This is a genomic window from Streptomyces sp. NPDC096136 (genome assembly GCF_044763325.1).
GTDB lineage: Bacteria > Actinomycetota > Actinomycetes > Streptomycetales > Streptomycetaceae > Streptomyces.
Genome location: NZ_JBIWFZ010000003.1, coordinates 521407 through 540406, shown reverse-complemented (window position 1 = coordinate 540406; position 19000 = coordinate 521407). Strand labels below are relative to the sequence as shown.

The 19000-nt window shown below is 73.0% G+C and carries 17 protein-coding genes and 2 tRNA genes; 7 read left to right on the top strand and 12 right to left on the bottom strand.

Annotation, left to right across the window (positions count from 1 at the left end; translation table 11 throughout):
• Window positions 1-78 precede the first annotated feature (78 nt).
• The 6 genes from ACIRBY_RS08810 to ACIRBY_RS08785 all read right to left on the bottom strand — a co-directional run bounded on the left by ACIRBY_RS08810 (window position 79) and on the right by ACIRBY_RS08785 (window position 5779).
• A complete protein-coding gene (locus tag ACIRBY_RS08810) occupies window positions 79-1335 on the bottom strand; it encodes an HD-GYP domain-containing protein (protein ID WP_403898013.1) in 1257 nt (418 codons plus the stop codon).
• The gene (locus tag ACIRBY_RS08805; protein ID WP_403898011.1) at window positions 1332-2768 is read right to left on the bottom strand and encodes an HD-GYP domain-containing protein; all 1437 of its coding nucleotides are present in this window, start codon (window positions 2766-2768) and stop codon (window positions 1332-1334) included. The genes ACIRBY_RS08810 and ACIRBY_RS08805 overlap by 4 nt, the downstream gene beginning before the upstream one ends.
• 215 nt (window positions 2769-2983) lie before the next feature.
• The gene (gene rsrA, locus ACIRBY_RS08800) at window positions 2984-3286 is read right to left on the bottom strand and encodes a mycothiol system anti-sigma-R factor (protein WP_042811900.1); all 303 of its coding nucleotides are present in this window, start codon (window positions 3284-3286) and stop codon (window positions 2984-2986) included.
• The gene (locus ACIRBY_RS08795; protein WP_007266438.1) at window positions 3283-3927 is read right to left on the bottom strand and encodes a sigma-70 family RNA polymerase sigma factor; all 645 of its coding nucleotides are present in this window, start codon (window positions 3925-3927) and stop codon (window positions 3283-3285) included. Before ACIRBY_RS08795 ends, rsrA begins: the two co-directional genes overlap by 4 nt.
• 300 nt (window positions 3928-4227) lie before the next feature.
• Window positions 4228-4911, bottom strand: coding sequence for an alpha/beta family hydrolase (locus tag ACIRBY_RS08790; protein WP_403898007.1), 684 nt, complete (start codon window positions 4909-4911; stop codon window positions 4228-4230).
• 52 nt (window positions 4912-4963) lie between these two features.
• Window positions 4964-5779 carry an SOS response-associated peptidase gene (locus ACIRBY_RS08785; RefSeq protein WP_403898004.1) on the bottom strand — a complete coding sequence of 272 codons (816 nt, stop codon included), beginning with the start codon at window positions 5777-5779 and terminating at the stop codon, window positions 4964-4966.
• 80 nt (window positions 5780-5859) lie between these two features.
• On the opposite strand from ACIRBY_RS08785, the gene ACIRBY_RS08780 reads away from it, so the two are divergent.
• The 4 genes from ACIRBY_RS08780 (at window position 5860) to ACIRBY_RS08765 (ending at window position 9415) form a co-directional block, all read left to right on the top strand.
• Window positions 5860-6573, top strand: a complete 714-nt coding sequence (locus ACIRBY_RS08780) for a M50 family metallopeptidase (protein WP_403898002.1) — start codon at window positions 5860-5862, stop codon at window positions 6571-6573.
• 53 nt (window positions 6574-6626) lie between these two features.
• On the top strand, window positions 6627-7979 hold the full coding sequence (gene aroA / locus ACIRBY_RS08775) for a 3-phosphoshikimate 1-carboxyvinyltransferase (protein WP_403897999.1): 1353 nt from the start codon (window positions 6627-6629) through the stop codon (window positions 7977-7979).
• Between the two features lie 10 nt (window positions 7980-7989).
• A complete protein-coding gene (gene rsgA, locus ACIRBY_RS08770) occupies window positions 7990-9000 on the top strand; it encodes a ribosome small subunit-dependent GTPase A (RefSeq protein WP_403897996.1) in 1011 nt (336 codons plus the stop codon).
• Window positions 9001-9091: 91 nt separating this feature from the next.
• Window positions 9092-9415, top strand: coding sequence for a multidrug efflux SMR transporter (locus tag ACIRBY_RS08765; RefSeq protein ID WP_007266432.1), 324 nt, complete (start codon window positions 9092-9094; stop codon window positions 9413-9415).
• Here ACIRBY_RS08765 and ACIRBY_RS08760 read toward each other — a convergent pair.
• Window positions 9381-9941, bottom strand: a complete 561-nt coding sequence (locus tag ACIRBY_RS08760; RefSeq protein WP_403897993.1) for a TetR/AcrR family transcriptional regulator — start codon at window positions 9939-9941, stop codon at window positions 9381-9383. The two genes, ACIRBY_RS08765 and ACIRBY_RS08760, sit on opposite strands and share 35 nt — an antisense overlap.
• Window positions 9942-10092: 151 nt before the next feature.
• Between ACIRBY_RS08760 and hisN the strand changes: the two genes are divergently transcribed.
• Window positions 10093-10899, top strand: a complete 807-nt coding sequence (gene hisN / locus ACIRBY_RS08755) for a histidinol-phosphatase (RefSeq protein ID WP_403897991.1) — start codon at window positions 10093-10095, stop codon at window positions 10897-10899.
• Between the two features lie 135 nt (window positions 10900-11034).
• Entirely contained in the window at window positions 11035-11427 is a 393-nt protein-coding gene (locus ACIRBY_RS08750; protein ID WP_403897989.1) for a cyclic nucleotide-binding/CBS domain-containing protein, read from the top strand.
• A 65-nt stretch (window positions 11428-11492) separates the two neighbouring features.
• Here ACIRBY_RS08750 and ACIRBY_RS08745 read toward each other — a convergent pair whose 3' ends face one another.
• Window positions 11493-12962 carry a catalase gene (locus tag ACIRBY_RS08745; protein ID WP_403897986.1) on the bottom strand — a complete coding sequence of 490 codons (1470 nt, stop codon included), beginning with the start codon at window positions 12960-12962 and terminating at the stop codon, window positions 11493-11495.
• A 128-nt stretch (window positions 12963-13090) separates the two neighbouring features.
• On the opposite strand from ACIRBY_RS08745, the gene ACIRBY_RS08740 reads away from it, so the two are divergent.
• Complete coding sequence (locus ACIRBY_RS08740; protein WP_366452575.1) at window positions 13091-13507, top strand: Fur family transcriptional regulator; 417 nt, start codon at window positions 13091-13093, stop codon at window positions 13505-13507.
• Window positions 13508-13642: 135 nt separating this feature from the next.
• Here ACIRBY_RS08740 and ACIRBY_RS08735 read toward each other — a convergent pair.
• From ACIRBY_RS08735 to ACIRBY_RS08720, 4 genes are all read right to left on the bottom strand, one after another.
• Window positions 13643-13716 (bottom strand) — tRNA-Met (locus ACIRBY_RS08735).
• 87 nt (window positions 13717-13803) lie between these two features.
• A complete protein-coding gene (locus ACIRBY_RS08730) occupies window positions 13804-15660 on the bottom strand; it encodes a tetratricopeptide repeat protein (protein ID WP_403897982.1) in 1857 nt (618 codons plus the stop codon).
• Window positions 15661-15896: 236 nt separating this feature from the next.
• Window positions 15897-15970: transfer RNA gene (locus ACIRBY_RS08725), tRNA-Met, on the bottom strand.
• Between the two features lie 79 nt (window positions 15971-16049).
• Window positions 16050-18899, bottom strand: a complete 2850-nt coding sequence (locus ACIRBY_RS08720) for a UPF0182 family protein (protein ID WP_403897979.1) — start codon at window positions 18897-18899, stop codon at window positions 16050-16052.
• Window positions 18900-19000 lie beyond the last annotated feature (101 nt).

Sequence of the window (19000 nt, the reverse complement as noted above, 5' to 3'; positions counted from 1 at the left end):
AGCCCTGCGGACACCCTCACGGACACCCCTTACTGCATCCAACCATGCCCGCTCGGACGACCGCTCATTACCCATGGGTTACCCCGGCGGGACGGGAACGACTCTGCCGCGTCCGCCCCTGGCCAGAACCCTCGCCAGGGACTCCACGACCTCGGGCTGGTACTCGTGCCCCGTTCCCAGGCGCAGCCGTTCCAGGGCGGCCAGTGAGCCGATCGGGTGACGGCCGGTTCCGGCCAGGTCGTCGTACGCGTTCACCGCGCGCACGATCCGCGCGGCCACGGGCTGCTGCCGGTACGGGTCCGCCTGGCGCTCCACGATCACCGCGACCTCCGCCGGCACCCCGGTCTGCCGGGCCACCTCGCCGCCGAGCCCGGCGATCCGGCGGGCCTCGTCCGGGGGCAGTTCGGCGGTGGCCCCGCCGGGGACGGGGTCGACGAGCGAGAGCTGGCCGATGTCGTGCATCAGGGCCGCGTACTCCAGCACCGTGAGCTCCCGTGCGGAGAGCCCGAGCTCGCGGCCGACGGCGCAGCTCAGTGAGGCGACGCGGCGGGCGTGGCCGGGGGCGGTGCAGCCGGCGATCTCGGTGGCCCGGGCCAGGGAGGTGATGGTCTGGCGGTAGGTGGTGCGGACGGCGTCGATCCGGTGGAAGGACAGCTGGGTCAGCAGCAGCGGCACGCCGAGGACGGGCAGGGCCCACAGGCCCGCCACGGCCACGCCGAGCGCCATCACGACCCCGGTGGCGCAGACGGCCGGGCCGGTGCCGAGCTGTGCGCGCAGTTCGTCGCGCAGCAGCGGCCCGTACGGCCACCCGGTGCGGGCTCCGGCCAGCGCGGCGGCGAGGACGGCGTCGCACAGGGCGGTGAGGCCGAGCAGGAGCAGCAGGAACGGGACGAGGCCGGGGCCCTGGCCGATCCGGTGCGCGAGGGGGCCGGAGCCGTGGAGGGGCTGGAAGCAGGCGGCGGCGAAGGCGACGGTCAGGACCCGGCGGGCCACGTGGTCGAGGGCGGGGCCGTGGCCGCGGGCGATGTGCGGGACGGTCCCGGCCAGGGCGGCCGCGACGACGACGGCGACGACCTGGAGCGCGCCGTGGTGGGTGGGGTGTCCGGCGTCCTGCCCGAGCAGGGCGTAGGCGAGGGCGGCGGCGGAGCCGAGGGGTGCGGGGCGGCGGTCCTCGGCGCTCCGGTCGCGGCGGGCGAGTTCGCCGACGGTGACCAGGGCGGCGAAGGCGAGGGCGGCGGCGGGTTCGGCGACGCCGGTCCACAGGGTGTGCCCCAGCGCTCCGGCGGTGAGCGCGGCGGCGGCTCCCCGTACCGCCCACCCGGCGTACGCCCTCACGGGCCGGCCCTGCCCGGGCCGGACGGCCCGGCCTGGGCGGTGTCGCGGCCCTGGGCCGGCATCCCGGGGAGCCCCTCCCCCGTCGCGCCCGGGGCGGCGGCCTCGGTCGCCACCGTCCGGGGGGCGTCGTCGGAGGTGGCCGCCGGGTGCCAGCCGTGCCGGCCGACGGCGGCGGTCAGGGCCCGCACCATGGCGGGGTCGAACTGGGAGCCCGCGCAGCGTTCGAGCTCCGCCAGGGCGGTCTCCACGGGCCGGGCCCGGCTGTACGAGCGGGTGGAGGTCATCGCGTCGAAGGAGTCGGCCACGGCCACCACCCGGGCCGGCACCGGGATCTGCTCCCCGCGCAGCCCGTACGGGTAGCCGGAGCCGTCGATCCGCTCGTGGTGGTGCAGGATCGCCGAGCGGGCCTCCCCGAGGAAGCCGATGCCGCGGACCATCTCGTGCCCGTACTCGGGATGCAGTTCGATGACGCGGCGCTCCTCGGGCGTCAGCGGGCCGTCCTTGCGCAGCAGCCGCGTCGGCACGCCCAGCTTGCCGACGTCGTGGAGGATCCCGGCGATGCGGACGACCTCGCGGAGGTCGTCGGCCATGCCCAGTTCGCGGGCGATCATCGCGGAGGCCTGGCCCACGCGCTCGCTGTGGCCGCGCGTGTAGCGGTCCTTGATGTCGACGGCCTGGACGAGGGCGCGGACGGTGGCCTGGTGCGCGGTGTGCTCGCGCTGGTACTGGGCGAAGACCCAGCAGGAGACGTACATCGGCAGCAGGACCGGGAGGGCGGCCGGGGGGCCGTAGCGGCTGTGCCACATCACGGCCGCCATCAGGCCGACCAGGCCGTGCAGGCAGTACGCGGCGAGGGCCGGCGTCCGGCGGGCGGCGCTCCGCGGGAGGGCGGGCGGTCCGCGGCGGGCGGTGGCCGCGGGGCGGCCTTCGGCGGCGGCCACGACGGCGGTGTCGAGGGCGGTGAGGACGAGCCCGAAGACGACGGCGGCGACGGCCGCGGGGAGCAGGGCGTACGGCAGGGCGGCGGGCCCGGCCAGCGCTTCCCGGCCGCCGAGGAGCCCGTACGCCCGACCGGCCGTCCAGGCGGCGACGGCCTGCTGGGCGGCGTGCCAGACCCGGCGGACGGCGACGGGCCGCCGGGCGGCGGGCTGGGCGAGTCCCCCGGGCAGGGCCACGAGCGCGGCGGCGGCGGGCGGCAGCAGGAAGACGGCGGCCAGGACCACCGGGTGGAAGGGGCCGATCCCCTCGGGCATCCCGCGCCCGCGGAAGGGCAGGACCCGGGCGGCCTCGCAGCCGAGGCAGAGGGCGGCCAGCAGTCCCACGGCCGGCCAGGGCACGGCGGAGCAGGGGAGCAGGGCGGGGGCGGCGCACGCGGCGGCGGTGAGCACGACGCCCAGGACGCAGGCGCGCGCCGCGGGCGGAAGGACCCGCATGGCGCTCTCCTCCCCTGGGGCGGGCAATCCGGGTACCGCATCGGAAAGGGGTACCGCGAGGGGAGAATAAGTCGACCCCCGCGCGAAGCGGGGGACATTTTCACATTGCCCCGTACGGGCGCCTCCGGATTAGCACCTTCGAGTGAATGAACGGTGCTTCCGGAGGCGTTGTCGGCCGTGCGGGTGGAGGCGCTCCGGCGCGAACGGGCGGCGGATCAGCCGCCCGTGGGGCCCGCCGTGACGTCGTGGTCGGGAACGGCCTGGCCCGAGCGGATCAGCTCGATCCGCCCCATGACCTTGGACCGCAGGTCGGTCGGTACGTCGTCCGAGCCGCAGCAGCGCTTGACCAGCTTCTTCACGGCCTGTTCCAGGCCGTACTTCTCCAGACAGGGATTGCATTCGCCGAAGTGCGTCTCGAACTTCGTGCAGTCGCTGTCGGGCATCTCGTGGTCCAGGAACTCGTAAAGGTGGTCCAGGACCTCGGCGCACTCCGTCTCGTGCGGCTCTCCGCAGCTCATGACCCCGAGCCTTTCAGGTCGTTCGACTCTCCCGCGCCCGCGGGGACCAGCCCGCGCTCGCGGGCGTAGTCCTCCAGCATTCCGCGGAGTTGACGGCGGCCACGGTGCAGCCGGGACATGACCGTACCGATGGGTGTACCCATGATGTCCGCGATCTCCTTGTACGCAAAGCCCTCTACGTCGGCAAGATAGACCGCGATGCGGAACTCCTCGGGAATGGCCTGGAGGGCCTCCTTCACGTCGGAATCCGGCAGGTGGTCGAGCGCCTGCGATTCGGCCGAACGCAGTCCGGTCGACATGTGCGACTCGGCGCGCGCCAGCTGCCAGTCCTCGATCTCCTCCGCGGCGCTGCGCTGGGGCTCGCGCTGCTTCTTGCGGTAGGAGTTGATGAAGGTGTTGGTCAGAATGCGGTACAGCCACGCCTTGAGGTTGGTGCCCTCGCGGAACTGGTGGAAGGACGCGTAGGCCTTCGCGTACGTCTCCTGGACCAGGTCCTCGGCGTCGGCCGGGTTGCGCGTCATGCGCAGTGCGGCGGAGTACATCTGGTCGAGGTAGCCGAGGGCGTCCCGCTCGAACCGCGCGTTGCGCTCGGCGGTCGTCTCCTGCGCCTGGCCTTCGTCGGTCCCAGCGACAGGACCCACCTCCTCCGACAGCGTGGCGGCTCCGAAAGCGGATCCACTCGAATCGGAGAATAGTCGACCATCCCGGCCTTCCGCCGCCTGAACCGAGCGGCGCTTGGGCGCGGGCAGGACCGTCCAGTCCAGGTCAGCGGCCTGCCGACGGTTCTGGCTGATGACCTGGGTCATGCGCTCCCTCTCCTCCGACGTCTTTTCCCTGCGTACCGACACTCCCCACAACAGGAGCCCCGGCCCCCGCATTCCCGGGCGGGGCAAGGGATTCGGCGCGTCCGCGGGGGTCGGCGGGGCGTCGGGTGAGCGGGATCACGCGCCCGCCGGCCGCGAATCTGTCAGGTCGGCGCCGCCGGGTCGGCCGAGGGTCCGGGCGAGCCAGGGGGCGACCGCCCCGGTGATCACCGCGAGGGCCTCGTCCTGCGTCAGGGCGGCCTTCTTGGGCACCGCGAAGCCGTGGTCGCCGTGGGGGACCTCCACCAGCTCGTACTCCCCCGCGGGGAACTCCCCGGGGCGCCCGAAGGAGTCCCGCCCGCCCTGGAGCACCAGGGTGGGCCGGCCGGCCTCCAGCAGCTCGTCGGCCCGGGACTTCTCGGGCTTGCCCGGCGGGTGCAGCGGGAAGGCCAGGGCGAGCACGCCGGCCGCGCCGAGCGCGGCGGCGGTCCGGCAGGCCACACGGGCCCCGGCGCTGCGCCCGCCGGCCACGACGGGCAGCCCGGGCCGGGTCAGGGCGGGCCACAGGCCCCGCCAGCCCTCGTCGAGGACCTTGGGGGCGGCCGCGACCTTCTTCCCGGCGACCCGCCAGGGCTGCTCGACCAAGGCGACGGTGAAGCCCCGCGCGGGCAGGTCGGCGGCCAGGGCCTGGAGGTCGCGGGCCTCGATGCCGCCGCCGGCGCCGTGGCCGAGGGCCAGTACGGCCCTGGCCCCGGGGGCGGTGTGCCAGGTGACGCGGGCCTGTCCGGCCGGGGTGTCGACGGTCTCGCTGCGCGGGGTCATGCCCCCATCGTGCCGGGCGGGGGCCGCCGCGCCGCGCAGGCCGGGGCCGGGGCTAGAAGAGCGTGCCCTCCTCGGGGGCCTCCAGCTCGCCCAGCAGCTCGGGCCCGTTGTTGCGGACGTTGCTCACGGCGGTGGAGACCGGGTAGGCCCGCATCAGCCCGCCCGGCGGCGGGGCCAGGAGCGCCCGCAGCCCGGTCCCGTCGGTGCGGGCCGGGTCCAGCCAGGCGTCCCAGCGGTCCGGGGTCAGCATCAGCGGCATCCGGGGGTGGATGTCGGAGAGCGAGCGCGGGCCCTCGGCGGGGGCCACGCCCAGCGGGGTGGTCTCGGCCTCGGCGGTGATCACCGAACAGGTGGCCCACCAGGCCTGCGGGTGGTCGGGGGGCAGGGCGGCGTCGCGCCAGAACTCGTAGATCCCGGCCATCGCGAAGACGGACCCGTCGGCGGGGAGGACGAAGTAGGGCTGCTTGCGGGCCCGCTTCCTCTTCCCCTCCACCTCCAGCTGCCGCTCGTCGTGCGCCGTGACCCACTCGTAGTAGCCGTCGGCGGGGACGATGCAGCGGCGCTGGGCGAAGGGGCGCCGGAAGGACGGCTTCTCGTGCAGGGTCTCCGACCGGGCGTTGATCATCCGGGCGGCGCCCTCGGGGTTCTCGGCCCAGGAGGGGACCAGGCCCCACTTCAGGGTCCGCAGCTGGCGAACCGGGCGCGGGTCCCGCGCGTCTTTGAGGGGACGGTCGAGGACGACGTGGACCTCCTTGGTCGGCGCCACGTTGAAGTCGGGGGCCAGGGTCTCCTCGGGCTCCCACCGCTCGATGCCGAATATCCCCGCCAGTTCCTGTGGCGTCCTACCGGCCGCAAACCTTCCGCACATGGCTGACACACTGCCACGACCGCCCCGGCCGCCGCCGGGGTGTCCGCGCAAGCCCACCACCGCGAGGAGTCCGCCCCTCCATGGACAGCAGCACGACCGCCGGTCTCTGGGACCGGCTGACCGGCATACAGACCGCACCGGACTGGTGGCTGGTGGCCGCCACCGGCCTGGCCGCCCTGGCCGTCGTGGCGTGGCGGCCGCTGTGGCTGCCGGCCCGCAACGCGATCACCATCGCGCACGAGGGCGGCCACGGGCTGGTGGCCCGGCTGACCGGGCGCAGGCTGGAGGGGATCCGGCTGCACTCGGACACCAGCGGGGTCACGGTCAGCTGGGGCAAGCCGACCGGGGTCGGCATGGTCCTGACGGCCGCCGCCGGGTACACGGCGCCCTCGCTGCTGGGCCTGGGCGGCGCGGCCCTGCTGTCGGCGCACCGGATCACGGTGCTGCTGTGGGCGGCCACCCTGCTGCTGGTGCTGCTGCTGGTGCGGATCCGCAACGCCTACGGGCTGCTGACGGTGGTGCTGGCCGGCGCGGCGTTCGTCCTGGTGTCCTGGCTGGCCTCGGCCGCGGTGCAGGCGGTGTTCGCGTACGCGGTGGTCTGGTTCCTGCTGGTGGGCGGGGTGCGGCCGGTCTTCGAGCTCCAGCGCAAGCGGCGCGGGGGCGCCGCGCCGGACTCGGACGCCGACCAACTGGGGCGGCTCACGCACCTGCATCCGGTGGTGTGGCTGGCCTTCTTCCACACGGTCACCCTGTGCTGCCTCGTGGGCGGGGGGCGCTGGCTGCTCGGCCTGTGAGACGCGGGAGCGATCAAGATCCGGGGTGGCGGGGAGCCACTAAAGTGGGGGCCATGACCGAGACCCCCGCGCTCCACCCCCTCTGGCCCGCTCCGCTCGCCGAGGGCGCCGTCCACGCCACCGTCACCGTGCCGGGGTCCAAATCGGTCACCAACCGCGCCCTCGTGCTCGCCGCCCTGGCCGCCGAGCCGGGCTGGGTGCGCCGCCCGCTGCGCTCGCGCGACTCGCAGCTGATGTCGGACGCGCTGCGGGCCCTGGGCGTGGGCATCGAGGAGACGGTCTCCTCCAGCTCCGCCGGGGACGGCGCGGGCGGCGAGGCCTGGCGGATCATCCCGGCCGCCCTGCACGGCCCGGCCACGGTCGACGTCGGCAACGCGGGCACGGTCATGCGCTTCCTGCCGCCCGTCGCCGCCCTGGCCGCCGGCGCCATCCGCTTCGACGGCGACCCGCGCTCCTACGAGCGCCCCCTCGGCGAGGTCATCAACGCCCTGCGCGCCCTGGGCGCCCGGATCGACGACGACGGCCGCGGCGCGCTGCCGATGACCGTCCACGGCGGCGGCGCCCTGGAGGGCGGCACGGTCGAGATCGACGCCTCCAACTCCTCGCAGTTCGTCTCGGCGCTGCTGCTGTCGGCCCCGCGCTTCAACCAGGGCGTCGAGGTCCGGCACACGGGCGCGAACCTGCCGTCGATGCCGCACATCCGGATGACGGTGGAGATGCTGCGCGCGGCGGGCGCCCAGGTCGACACGCCCGAGGCCGGGGGCGAGAAGAACGTGTGGCGGGTCGCGCCCGGCGCGCTCCTCGGCCGCGACCTGGTCGTCGAGCCGGACCTGTCCAACGCCCAGCCCTTCCTGGCGGCGGCCCTGATCACCGGCGGTACGGTCACCATCCCGGACTGGCCGCGCCGCACCACGCAGCCCGGCGACGAGCTGCGCCGCATCTTCACGGAGATGGGCGGCTCCTGCGAGCTGACCGACGCGGGCCTGGTCTTCACCGGCAGCGGCACCGTTCACGGCATCGACGTGGACCTCGGCGAGGTCGGCGAGCTGACCCCGGGCATCGCGGCGGTGGCGGCGCTGGCCGACTCCCCGTCCACCCTGCGCGGGGTGGCCCACCTGCGGCTGCACGAGACGGACCGGCTGGCCGCGCTCACCAAGGAGATCAACGGGCTCGGCGGCGACGTCACCGAGACGGCGGACGGGCTGCACATCCGTCCGCGCACGCTGCGCGGCGGGGTCTTCCACACCTACGACGACCACCGCATGGCCACCGCGGGTGCGGTGATCGGCCTGGCCGTGAAGGGCGTGGAGGTCGAGAACGTGGCCACGACCGCGAAGACGCTGCCCGACTTCCCGAAGATGTGGTCGGACATGCTCTCGGGGGCACGAGCGGGAGCGGGAGCGTAGGGGCCCGGTCATGCGCAGGTACGGCAAGCACACCGACGAGGACGACATCCGCCAGCGCCCGAACCCCAAGGGCAACCGGGCGCGGACGAACATCCGGCCCAAGCACGAGGACGCCTCCGAGGGCTTCGTCCTCACCGTCGACCGGGGACGGCTGACCTGCCTGGTCGAAGACCGCACGGTCACCGCGATGAAGGCCCGCGAACTGGGCCGCAAGGCGGCGGTGGTCGGCGACCGGGTCTCCCTCGTCGGTGACCTGTCCGGCAGGAAGGACACCCTCGCCCGCATCGTGCGGATCGAGGAGCGCAGGTCCGTGCTGCGGCGCACCGCCGACGACGACGACCCGTACGAGCGGGTGGTCGTCGCCAACGCCGACCAGCTGGCCATCGTCACGGCCCTGGCCGACCCGGAGCCCCGGCCCCGGATGATCGACCGCTGCCTGGTGGCGGCGTACGACGCCGGGCTGGAGCCCCTGCTGGTGCTCACCAAGTCCGATCTGACCTCCCCCGACAAGATCCTGGAGGTCTACTCGACCTTCGGCCTGAACTACGTGGTGACCAACCGCGAGGAGCTGGAGACGGGCGGCGCCGCCGACCGGGTCCGCGAGCGCCTCGACGGCCGGATCACCGCCTTCGTCGGCCACTCGGGCGTGGGCAAGACGACGCTGGTGAACTCGCTGGTCGCCGAGGGCCGCCAGCGGGCCACGGGCCACGTCAACAAGGTGACCGGCCGCGGCCGGCACACCACCACCTCGGCGCTGGCCCTGCCCCTGCCCTCCGGGGACGGCTGGGTCATCGACACCCCGGGCGTGCGCTCCTTCGGCCTGCACCACGTGGACCCCTCGCGGGTGGTGCTGGCCTTCCCGGACCTGGTGCCGGGTACCGAGGAGTGCCCGCGCGCGTGCAGCCACGACGAGCCGGACTGCGCGCTCGACCAGTGGGTGGAGGACGGCCACGCGGACCCGGCGCGGCTGTACTCGCTGCGCCGGCTGCTGGGGACGCGCGAGCGCCGCGAAGGCGACTGATCGCCGGTCGGGGTTTGCACCGCGCCTTGTCTGGTAAATGCATCATCGCACCAAGTGACGCGATGTCACCTGACGCGGGGAGGCATTCGACATGGCGTGGCTGCTGGTCGTGGTCGCGGGAATCCTGGAGACCGGTTTCGCGGTCTGCCTCAAGCTGTCCCACGGGTTCACCCGGCTGTGGCCGACGATCGCCTTCGCGTGCTTCGCGCTCGGCAGCTTCGGCCTGCTGACCCTGGCGCTGAAGAAGCTGGACGTGGGCCCGGCGTACGCGGTGTGGACGGGCATCGGGGCGGCCGGGACCGCCATCTACGGCATGGTCTTCCTCGGGGACCTGGTCTCCACCCTGAAGCTGGTCTCGATCACGCTGGTGATCCTGGGCGTCATCGGCCTCCAGCTCTCCGGCTCGGCCCACTGAGCAGCCTCATCAGCTCCCGCTCGCCGGGTTCCTCCCCGGGCGCCACCACGTAGGACAGCGCCAGCCGCACGGCGAGCTCGCAGCGGCGCGCCGGCTCCTGCGGGAGCGCGGCGGCGGCCCGGTCGCGGGCGGCCCGGGCCAGCTCCCCCGGCCCGACCGCGTGCCGGCTCCCGGCCGGGGGCGGCGCGGGCAGCGCCGGGTCCCAGGCGCCGGTCAGCAGGGCCCGTACGAGCGCCTGTGCGCGGGCGGCCCGGACGGTCCACTCGGCGACCGCCGCGAGCCGTTCGGCGGCGGTGCGCCCGGGCGGGGCGGCGGCCAGCGCCCGGTCCACCCCGTCGAGGTACCGGTCGGCGGCGCGCCGCACGAGGGCCCTTCCCAGGCCGTCCTTGCCGCCGAACTCGTTGTAGAGGGTCTGCCGCGAGACCCCCGCGGAGGTCGCGACCTCCACCATCCGCACGGCCGGCCAGGGGCGGGCGCTCAGCGCCGCTTCGGCCGCTTCCAGCAAGGACTCCCGGGCCGCCGACATCGTCGCCTCCCCCGCCGTCGCGCCGGCCGGCGGACACCGGGCCTGGCTCACCCGCCAGAGTTGACGGACCGCCAGATCCTGTCAAGGGCGCGTCCCGGCCGTACCGTGGACGGCGTTCGCCGGGCCGGTGGAGTCTCGGTACTGTTCGGTCATGCCCACGTATGACGACGATCTGCGCCTCGCCCTCGAACTCGCCGACGCGGCGGACGCCGCCACCATGCAGCGGTTCCGCGCCCTGGACCTGAAGGTCGAGACGAAGCCGGACATGACTCCGGTGAGCGAGGCCGACCAGGCCGCAGAGAGGATCATCCGGGCCGGCATCCTGGCCGCCCGCCCGGCCGACGCGATCCTCGGCGAGGAGTACGGGCTCAAGGGCGAGGGGCCGCGCCGCTGGGTCGTGGACCCGATCGACGGCACGAAGAACTACGTCCGCGGCGTCCCGGTGTGGGCGACCCTGATCTCCCTCATGGAGGAGGGCGCGGACGGGGTGTTCCGTCCGGTCGTCGGCGTGGTCTCGGCGCCGGCGCTGGGCCGCCGCTGGTGGGCCTCGCAGGGCGGGGGCGCCTTCGCGGGCGGGGCGCTGGGCGAGCCCGCGGGCCCGATCGGGGTCTCGAAGGTGGCCTCCCTGGGCGACGCCTCGTTCGCCTTCTCCTCGCTGACCGGCTGGGAGGAGAAGGGCCGCCTCCCCGGGTTCCTGGAGCTGACCCGCGCCTGCTGGCGCACCCGGGGCTACGGGGACTTCTGGCCGTACATGATGGTCGCCGAGGGCTCCCTGGACCTGTGCGCCGAGCCGGATCTGAGCCTGTGGGACATGGCGGCCCTCGCGGTCGTGGTCGAGGAGGCGGGCGGCCGGTTCACGAGCGTCGACGGCGCGGACGGGGTGCACGGCGGCAACGCGGCGGCCTCGAACGGCCTGCTCCACGACGAGATGCTGGGCTTCCTGCGCCCCTCCGCCTGATCCCGGCGCGCGGGGGCGTGCGCTCAGCGCGCCCCCTTGATGACGCTGCGTGCTCGTGGGAATCTGGGACTCCCCCGCTTGTGCGCTTGTGAAGCGGTTCTCGAAGCGGGACACACCCAGGAGGTGGTTCTCTTCATGCTCGTCCGTGACGCCATGAGCACCGTGATCCTGACCCTCGGACCCGCCCACACCCTCCGTCAGGCGGCCTGCCTGATGTCCGGCCGGCGCGTCGGCGCGGCCGTCGTCCTCGATCCCGACCACAGCGGCATCGGCATCCTGACCGAGCGCGACATCCTCAACTCGATCGGCGCGGGCCACGATCCCGACCGGGAGCCGGTGGGCGCGCACACCACGAACAACGTCGTCTTCTGCACCCCCGAGGCCACCGTGGCGGAGGCCGCCGAGGCGATGGCCGTCGGCGGTTTCCGGCACCTGATCGTGCTGGAGGACGGCGGCCCGGTGGGCATCGTCTCCGTCCGGGACGTCATCCGCTCCTGGGTGCGCACGCGGCGCACCATCGCGGCGTAGAACGGCGGCGGGCCGGAACCCCGAGGGGTGCCGGCCCGCCGTCCCGCTACGGCAAGCGGTCCGTACTAGCCGCGCAGGGCCTGGACCGCGGCTTCCAGCCGCTTGCCGAAGTCGGCGTCCGCCTGGCGGAAGTTGTCGATCGCGCGCTCGGCGATGTCGTCACGGGAGACCTTGGCGATGAAGCCGGAGAGGTTCTCGATCAGGCGCGCCTTCTCGCCCTCGGAGAACAGGCGGTAGAGGTTGCCCGCCTGGACGAAGTCGTCGTCCTCGGAGTGCGAGGGGGTGGCGTGGTTGCCCGTGCCGCCGGTGACCGGGGTGGACTGCCACAGGGGGCGGTCCGTCTGGGAGGGGCCGCCGAAGCTGTTGGGCTCGTAGTTCTTCGCGCCCTTGTGGCGGCCGTCGTACAGGTAGCCGTCACGGGAGTTGGTGCGCGCCTCGGTGGCGTGCGGGCGGTTCACCGGCAGGTGGTCGGCGTTGATGCCGACGCGGTAGCGGTGGGCGTCGCCGTAGGCGAAGAGGCGGCCCTGGAGCATCTTGTCCGGGGACGGGCCGATGCCGGGGACGAAGTGCGCCGGGGAGAAGATGGACTGCTCGACCTCGGCGAAGACGTTCTCCGGGTTGCGGTTGAGCTCCAGCTTGCCGATCTCGATCGGCGGGTAGTCCTCGTGCGGCCACACCTTGGTGAGGTCGAACGGGTTGAAGCGGTAGTTCGCCGCGTCGGCGTCCGGCATGATCTGGACCTGCACGGTCCAGGTCGGGAACTCGCCGCGCTCGATGGACTCGCGCAGGTCGCGCTGGTGGGAGTCCGGGTCCTCGCCGGCGAGCCGGTTGGCCTCGGCCTGGGTGAGGTTCTTGATGCCCTGGTCGGTCTTGAAGTGGTACTTGACCCAGAAGACCTCGCCGGCCTCGTTGTTCCACTGGAACGTGTGCGAGCCGTAGCCGTTCATGTGGCGGTAGGAGGCCGGGATGCCGCGGTCGCCGAACAGCCAGGTCACCTGGTGCGTGGACTCGGGCGACAGGCCCCAGAAGTCCCAGACGTTGTCCGCCTCCTGCGAGCCCGTGTACGGGTCGCGCTTCTGGGTGTGGATGAAGTCGGGGAACTTGATGGCGTCGCGTATGAAGAACACCGGCGTGTTGTTGCCGACGAGGTCGTAGTTGCCCTCTTCGGTGTAGAACTTCAGCGCCCAGCCGCGCGGGTCGCGGCGGGCGTCGGCGCCGCCGAGGCTGTCCGCGACGGTGGAGAAGCGCAGGAAGGTCTCGGTCTGCTTGCCGACCTCGGAGAGGAACTTGGCGCGGGTGTACTGCGTGACGTCCGCGGTCACGGTGAAGGTGCCGTAGGCGCCGGCGCCGCGGGCGTGCACCACGCGCTCCGGGATGCGCTCGCGGTTGAAGTGGGCGAGCTTCTCCAGGAGGAGCTGGTCCTGGACGAGGACCGGCCCGCCGACCCCAGCGGTCTCGCTGTTCTGGTTGTCGGCGACCGGTGCCCCGGCCTCCGTGGTGAGCGGTCCCTGCGTCACGTGCGCCTCCTGCGTCATTCCTGCCAGTCCTGTCCTTGGCGTTTGCCGTATCCGATCCTACGATGGACTTTGTCTAAGTCAAGTAAGCATCCAAGTCCACATCGGTTCGGGATCTGCACCGAATCCCCACTGTTAGGCTGGCGTGTATGAGTGACCTGCTGGAACGACTTCGCGGACGCGGCTGGCGCATGACGGCCCAGCGGCGTGTCGTGGCCGAAGTACTCGACGGTGACCACGTTCACCTGACGGCAGACGAAGTCCACGCACGCGCCGTGATCAAACTGCCCGAGATTTCTCGAGCGACGGTGTACAACACCTTGGGCGAGCTGGTCTCGCTCGGCGAGGTGCTGGAAGTCTCGACGGACCGCCGGGCCAAGCGGTACGACCCGAACGCGCACCGCCCGCACCACCACCTGGTCTGCGCCCAGTGCGGCGCCATACGGGACGTGCACCCGTCGGGCGATCCGCTGGCCGACCTGCCCGCCGGCGAGCGCTTCGGCTTCACGGTCTCCGCGGTCGAGGTGACCTACCGCGGGGTGTGCCCGAGCTGCGCCGCCGCCTGATCCGAGACAGCCGCCCGATCCGAGCAGAAGGGGAAGGGCCGGGGAGTACGTCCCCGGCCCTTCCCCCGCGCCCGCGTTCACGGCCAGAAACGACTCGAGGCCCGGATCCATGGGATCCGGGCCTCGGGCCTTCAGTAGCGGGGACAGGATTTGAACCTGCGACCTCTGGGTTATGAGCCCAGCGAGCTACCGAGCTGCTCCACCCCGCGTCGGTAAACACGACTCTACGGGAGTCCACCCGGCAGATGCAAATCAGTGAACCTCTGCCCCGTCCGGCCCGTCCGGCCCATCCGGCCTCAGACGGAGAGCTCCTCCGCAAGCGCGTCGCGCAGCCGCGCCGCCCGCTCGGCGACCTCCGCCGGACCGAGCTCCATGGCCCGCACGCACCACTTCTGCCCCTCCGCGAGGTCCCCGTGCCGGGCCGCGAGCAGCCCGAGCCGCAGGGCGGCCCGGCCGTGCCCGGCCACCGCCGCCCGGGTCCACCACAGGGCCGCCTCCGGCTCGTCCCCCTCGCGGGCGAGCAGCAGCCCGAGGTTGAAGGCGCCGTTGCGGGAGCCGGCCTCGGCCGCCTCCCGGTACCAGCGGGCGGCCACGGCCAGGTCGCCCCGGGCCGCGGCCAGCATCCCGACCCGCACCTGGGCCCGGCGGTGGCCCTGCTCGGCGGCGCGCTCGTACCAGTCCTCGCTCTCGCTGCGCGCGCTGCCGCCCACGGGCTCGCCCAGCGCCACCGGCTCCGGCGGCGGGGCCAGCGACTCCAGCAGGGAGGCCAGCCGGAAGGCGGCCTCCGCGCTGCCGCCGCTCGCCGCGCAGCGCAGGTGCCGCTCGGCGGCGCGCTCCTCGCCGTCGCGCACCAGGGCGATCCCGACCTGGAGGGCGGCGTCGGTGTGCCCGGCCGCGGCGGCGCGCTCGTACCACTTCAGGGCGGAGCGGTCCTCGTCGCGGCTGGCGAAGAGGATCCCGAGGTTGAAGGCGGCGTCCACGCTGCCGGCCTCCGCCGCCTTGGAGAACCAGGGCTCGGCGCCCGCCGCGTCCCCGGCCTGGAGCAGCATGATCGCCAGCGCGTTGGCGGCCTCGCGGTGCCCCGCGTAGGCGGCGCGGCGGTACCACTGCTCGGCCTGGGCGGTGCGCTCCTGGGCCGCGCAGAGCAGGGCGAGGTTGTAGGCGCCGTTGTGGTCGCCGGCGTCCATCGCGACCCGGTACCACTTCTCGGCCGTCTCGGTCTCGCCGCGGGCGGCGTGCAGCGCGCCGAGGGCGTTCGCCGCGTTCCCGTCGCCGTCCTGGGCCGCGCGGTGCCACCAGGCGGCCGCGCTCTCCTCGTCCCCGGCGTCGCGCAGCAGGAAGCCGAGCGCGCAGGCTGCCCGGGCCTCGCCCTGCTTGGCCGAGCTCAGGTACCAGCGGCCGGCCTCCTTCAGCTCGCCGCGCGCCTCCAGGAGGGCGCCCAGGTGCAGCCCGGCGCGCCGGTGGCCCCGGGCCGCGGCCTGCCGGTACCACTGCTCGGCCTCGGCGGGGTCGCCCTTGCGCAGGTGCCGGGCCAGCCGGTAGGCGGCCTCGCGGTGGCCCTGCTCGGCGGCGGCCCGGAACCAGCGCTCGATGCCCTTGTCCCCGCGGTGCTCCAGGAGGTCGGCCAGGCCGTAGGCGCCCAGGGCGTGGCCGGACTCGGCCGCCTGGCGCAGCCAGTACTCGGCGGCCGGCTCGTCGCCGCGCTCGCGGTAGTGGCGGCCCAGGGCGTGCGCGGCGGGGGCGGAGCCGGCGACGGCGGCGACCCGCCACCAGCCGGCGGCCTCGTCGGGGTAGCCGCGCTGGAGGAGGAGGACGCCGAGGTTGTTGGCGGCGGCGCGGTCCCCCGCGCCGGTGGCGCCGCGCAGGTAGGGCTCGGCCCCGGCCAGGTCGCCGCGGCGCAGCAGCAGGGCGCCGAGCACGCTCATGGCACCGGCGTCGCCCTTGTCGGCGGCCACCCGGTGGCGCGCCTCCAGTTCGGCGTCGGTGGCCCCCTCGGCGTCGCCGAAAGCCTCTTCCGCGAAATCCGCATCGGTCAGTGCGGTCTGCGCGTTGACAGCGGGAGCCGCCTTACCGGCCTCCGTGCCCGACTCGGCCTCCGCCCTCACAAACCGCCCTGTCTCCAGCAGAGTTGACCTGTCCCCCATAAATCCCATCGTCGCATCACCTGCTACCCGCGTACACCTGGTATGTCGCAGCCAGTGAGGTCACTACAGCGTTTTGTCGACATGCCCACAGAGAGACAAGTCAAACACGCTCACGCCCCAACTCACCCGCCCCGGTGACCCCATGTCGCCCAGCGGCCCGCCACCGGCCTCCAGGCCGGTGCCTGCGCACCGTTTCCGGGCATGACGAAGGCCCGGATCCATGGGATCCGGGCCTTCGTCTTCAGTAGCGGGGACAGGATTTGAACCTGCGACCTCTGGGTTATGAGCCCAGCGAGCTACCGAGCTGCTCCACCCCGCGTCGGTGAGACCACAGTATCACGACGCGGGACGGAGCCATGACCGCCTTCCGGCCGGGCGGACACGCCCGGCCGGGCCGCCTAGCCCGCCGGCTTGGGTGCCGTCAGCTTCGCCTCGGCGTCGATCGCCCGCTTCAGCGCCGCCTGGAGGTCGCTCTGCGCCTTGCCGTAGGCGGACCAGTCGCCGGCCTTCATGGCCTTGTCGGCCTCCTCGACCGCCTTCTGGGCGTCGGTAAGGGCCGCCTTGACCGTCGGGTCCTGCGCGGCGGGCGGGTTGCCCGTGCCCTCGCCCGGCTTGGTCGGCGGGTTCTCCGGGGGTACCGGCGTGGTCGGGGCCTCGGCTCCGAACACCACGTTCAGCGCCTTCTCCAGGGTGTCCTCGAAGGCCGTCTGGCCGCCGTAGGTCACGAGCACCTTGCGCAGCAGCGGGTACTTCAGGCCGGAGCTGCGGACGTAGACCGGCTCCACGTAGAGCATCCCGCCGTCCATCGGCACCGCGAGCAGGTTGCCGTACTCGATCTCCGAGTCACCGCCGCGCAGCAGCCGGATCGACTCGGCGATCTTCGGCTCCGACTGGAACTTGCTCTGCACCTGGCCCGGGCCGTCCGGCGGCTTGCTGGTCGGCATCTTCAGGATCCGGATCTTGCCGTAGTCCGGGGTGCCCGGATCGGCGTTCACCGCCATGAAGGCGCTCAGGTTGGGCCGCTCGTTGGGCGTGAAGGTGGTGGTGAGCGAGAAGACCTGGTCCTTCTCCGTCTGTCCCGGCATCTTCATCGACAGGTAGTACGGCGGAACGGCCGTACCGGCCTTGGTCGTCGGGTCGTCCGGGACGGCCCACGCCTCGCTGCCGCTGAGGAAGGTCTGCGGGTCGGTGACGTGGTAGCGGGTCAGGAGCTCGCGCTGGACCTTGAACAGGTCCTGCGGGTAGCGCATGTGGTCCATGAGCGGCTTGGAGATCTCGCTCTTGGGCTTCACCGTGCCGGGGAAGGCCTTCATCCAGGTCTTCAGGACCGGGTCCTGGGTGTCCCACTGGTAGAGGTCCACCGTGCCGTCGTAGGCGTCGACGGTGGCCTTCACCGAGTTGCGGATGTAGTTGACCCGGTTCTCCTGGGCCACCACCGCGCGCTGGCTGTTGGTCAGCGAGTCCGCCGTGCTCTGGCCGAGCGTGGTGCGCGAGGCGTACGGGTAGCCGTTCGTCGTCGTGTAGGCGTCGACGATCCACTTGATCCGGCCGTCGACGACGGCCGGGTACGGGGCGCCGTCGATGGTGAGCCAGGGCGCGACGGCCTCGACGCGGTCCTTGGGCGTGCGGTTGTAGAGGATCCGCGAGCCGTCGCCGATGGCTCCCGAGTACAGGATCTGCGGCTCGCTGAAGGCGAGCGCGTACGCGGCGCGGTTCACCGGGTTGTTCAGGTTGACGCCGGAGCCGCCCTTGTAGCTCGTCTCCTTCTCGCCCTTGTCGTCCGAGTAGTCGAGCTCCTTCTGCGGTCCGCCGACGATCGAGTACTGCTTCGTCTGCTCGCCGTAGTAGATGCGCTGCTCGAAGTCCGTGCCGAACATGCCCTTGGAGGGCAGGTCGGACTGCGTGAAGTCGGGGGCGCCGTCCTTGACGGTCGTGCCCTTGGCGGCGACGACGCCGTAGCCGTGCGTGTACTTGAAGTGGTCGTTGATCCAGTTGTTCTTCGGGATGCCGCCGATGTTCAGCTCACGCAGCCCGATGACCGTGTCCTGGCCGTTGTACCGGTCGACCGCCAGCGTGGACGGGAATCCGTAGTAGCCCTTGACCTGCTGGAGCTGCTGGAAGGCCGGCGAGACGATGTTCGGGTCGAGCAGGCGCAGGCTCGCGGTGGTGTCGGCCACCGGCCGCAGCTTCGTCCGGTCGTCCGTCTTCGGGACGCCCGGGTAGTCCTTGACCTCGGCTCCGTCGATCCCGTAGGCGTCGCGCGTGGCCTTGATGTTCTTCTCGACGTACGGGGATTCCTTGGCCTGCTCGTTCGGCTGGACCTGGAACTTCTGCACGATCGCCGGGTAGAGCCCGCCGATGAGGATCGCCGAGAGGACCATCAGGCCGAACCCGATGACCGGCAGCTGCCAGGTCCGCCGCCACAGGGTGGCGAAGAACAGCACCGCGCAGATCGCCGCGATGGCGACGAGGATCGTCTTGGCCGGCAGGTAGGCGTTCGCGTCGACGTAGCGCAGGCCGGTCCAGTTGTCGGAGGCCTTGAAGTCGCTGGACTTCACGGCGAGGCCGTACCGGTCGAGCCAGTACGCGATCGCCTTGAAGGTGACGAACAGCCCGAGCAGCACCGACAGGTGGCCGGTGGCCGCGGCGGTGGCCCGGGCGCCCGGGCTGGTCACGCGCAGTCCGCCGTACAGGTAGTGGACGACGACCGCCGCTATCACCGACAGCACGACCGCGGCGAAGCCGAAGCCGAGCAGGAAGCGGTACCAGGGCAGGTCGAAGGTGTAGAAGGACACGTCGAGGTGGAACTGGGGGTCCTTCTTCCCGAAGGGCACCCCGTTCACGTACATCAGCCAGGTCTTCCACTGGCCGGCCGCCGACGCACCCGCGATCAGCCCGACGATCGCGGCGATGCCCAGGAGCAGCCACTTCTTGTACGGGGCGACGCTCATCCGGTAGCGGTCGAGGCTCTGCTGCTCCATCGACATCGCGCTGAGCGGCGGCCGCAGCCGGTGGGCCAGCCAGACGTTCAGCCCGACGGCTCCGGCCATCAGCAGGCCGAAGACGGCGAAGAGGCCGACCTTGGTCCACAGGGTGGTGGTGAAGACCGAGGAGTACCTGACGGAGCGGAACCAGAGCCAGTCCGTCCAGAACCCGGCGAACATGATGAACGCCATGGCCAGGACGGCCAGGACGCCCAGGGTCAGCAGAAGGGTCCGGGCACGCCGGGAGGGGCGGCCGACTCTCATCCGTGGCCCGGAGGGGCCTCCGCCGCGGTCCGGCATCTGGAAAGCCAAGGTGCGCACCTCGAAAGTCGCTGTGTGGTCGTGGGCCCACGATCGTAGGTCCC